The sequence below is a fragment of the Sporosarcina sp. NCCP-2222 genome (assembly GCF_023168145.1).
Lineage (GTDB): Bacteria > Bacillota > Bacilli > Bacillales_A > Planococcaceae > Sporosarcina.
Genome location: NZ_BQYK01000002.1, coordinates 275,175 through 277,322 on the forward strand (window position 1 = coordinate 275,175; position 2,148 = coordinate 277,322).

Here is a 2,148-nt window from a genome sequence, read left to right on the forward strand (position 1 = left end):
GAGCCGAGCATCGCGTTCCATTTTTGTATAGGCCAGTCGATTAATGCCTTCTCCTTTGTCTGTGAACTTCGCAAGTTCTTCAAACGAGAGGCGCAGCCGGTCTATCTTCATGGCAATTCCCCCTCTTTCTATAATCGTGTTTCTATTTACAAAATTGTTATATCTCCAAGTATCGCAAGTTGAAGCTAGAAAATCAAATCTGTTTTTGATGGCAATCAACCTTAACAGGAGGATGAGGATAGTATGAAGAATAGGAGAAATTGAAAAACCCCTCCCCGGAAAAATCGGGAAGAGGTTGTATACGTTGATTAACGCTTCGAGAACTGTGGTGCGCGACGTGCAGATTTAAGACCGTATTTTTTACGTTCTTTCATACGTGCGTCACGTGTAAGCAATCCAGCAGCTTTAAGAGCCGGACGGAAGTCAGGATCTACGTTAAGTAGAGCGCGAGCTACGCCGTGGCGGATAGCGCCAGCTTGACCTGTGTAACCGCCGCCGTGGACGTTTACATGGATGTCATAGCTTCCAAGTGTTTGTGTTGCTACTAGTGGTTGTTTGATCACTTCGCGAAGTGTTTCGAATGGTACGTAGTCTTCTACGTCACGGTTGTTGACGACGATTTTTCCTTCGCCAGGAACGAGACGTACACGAGCTACTGAACTTTTACGACGGCCAGTGCCGATATATTGTACTTGTGCCAAAGGTGGTTCCTCCTCTTAATTATCCACGAAGCTCGTATGCTTCTGGTTTTTGTGCCGTATGTGGATGTTCCGCTCCAGCATACACGTGAAGTTTCTTGATAGTTTGACGACCTAGAGGACCTTTTGGAAGCATCCCTTTAATCGCTAGTTCCAACATTTTAGTTGGGTAGTTAGTGCGCATTTCAAGCGCTGTACGAGACTTGATACCGCCTGGGTGGTTCGAGTGGCGATAGTAAATTTTGTCGTGTAGTTTGTTTCCAGTAAGGTGAATCTTGTCCGCGTTGATGATGATTACGTGATCACCAGTGTCAACGTTTGGTGTGAACGTCGGTTTATGTTTACCGCGTAAGATCGCTGCAACTTCAGATGCAAGACGTCCAAGCGTCTGGCCTTCAGCGTCGACAACGAGCCATTTACGCTCTACTTCGTGACCTTTAGCCATGAATGTTGTACGCATGTATTGTTCCTCCTAATGAATGTCAAAATTGTTCCGTTTTCTCTATCCCTAAACACAAATAAACTTTCCGGGGCTTATTGTGGGGTTATTGAAATACCATTTATCATCTTATAATGTTTACCACTTTAAGTCAAGCATTTTTGTGAAAACACCAGGAAAAGTTGGCTCAGCCGTCATATGTGACATTAACAAGGTACAAACCGTGAGCTGGCGCGGTTTTTCCTGCCCTTTTACGGTCTTTCGCCTCTAAGATCGCCTGAATGTCCTCCGGCTCGTTCCAGCCGATTCCGACGGCCAGCAGCATGCCTGCAATGGTCCTCACCATATTGTATAAAAATCCGTCGCCTTCGACTGTCATGATTAATTCCTCGCCTTGCTCCTCAATGGTGAGCATGCGTATCGTCCGCACTTTACTTGCAGTTGCCGTTTTTGAAGAGCAGAAACTAGTAAAGTCATGAGTCCCCATGAAATACTTCGCTGCTTCCCGCATTCGACCGATGGCTGGATTCCATTTGCCCAAATGAACAGAATAATTCCGCTCAAACGGGCTCTGCACTTCACTTTTTGTCCATTTGAACATATACGTTTTTCCAGTTGCCGAATAGCGGGCATGAAAATCATCATCGACGAATTCCACAGACTCCGCACGTACATCTTTTGGGAAGTACACATTCAGCGCCATTTTCCACCGTTCCAGCGAAAGATCAAGCGGTGTGTCAAAATGGATGACCTGTCCCAGTGCATGCACGCCTGCATCCGTCCTGCCGCTTGCTACAGAGAAGATCGTCTGGTCCTTATGGAGCTTGCGAAGCCCCTTATCAATTTCCGACTGCACCGTGCGCATCTTCGGCTGATACTGGTACCCTGCAAAATTCGTTCCGTCGTAGGAAATGACAGCTTTCACTCGTCTCATCGTATCCCTCCTAACTCCGAAGCAAAAGTAATGCGGCCAGTAATAAACCAAAGATGACAAGAGCTAACGTATCACGC

3 protein-coding genes are annotated in these 2,148 nt (G+C 46.4%); all 3 read right to left on the minus strand.

Features of this window, described 5'->3' with window-relative positions; all coding sequences use genetic code 11:
* Positions 1-308 precede the first annotated feature (308 nt).
* Positions 309-701, minus strand: a complete 393-nt coding sequence (gene rpsI, locus NCCP2222_RS05315; protein ID WP_238080276.1) for a 30S ribosomal protein S9 — start codon at positions 699-701, stop codon at positions 309-311.
* A 19-nt stretch (positions 702-720) separates the two neighbouring features.
* The gene (gene rplM / locus NCCP2222_RS05320) at positions 721-1,158 is read right to left on the minus strand and encodes a 50S ribosomal protein L13 (RefSeq protein ID WP_238080277.1); all 438 of its coding nucleotides are present in this window, start codon (positions 1,156-1,158) and stop codon (positions 721-723) included.
* A gap of 166 nt (positions 1,159-1,324) precedes the next feature.
* Positions 1,325-2,071, minus strand: a complete 747-nt coding sequence (gene truA, locus NCCP2222_RS05325; protein WP_248510306.1) for a tRNA pseudouridine(38-40) synthase TruA — start codon at positions 2,069-2,071, stop codon at positions 1,325-1,327.
* Between the last annotated feature and the right edge of the window lie 77 nt (positions 2,072-2,148).

Bases quoted from the DNA above. Each gene is read 5' to 3' on its own strand.
- truA (WP_248510306.1), bottom strand. From the start codon at position 2,071: ATGAGACGAGTGAAAGCTGTCATTTCCTACGACGGAACGAATTTTGCA.
- rplM (WP_238080277.1), bottom strand. From the start codon at position 1,158: ATGCGTACAACATTCATGGCTAAAGGTCACGAAGTAGAGCGTAAATGG.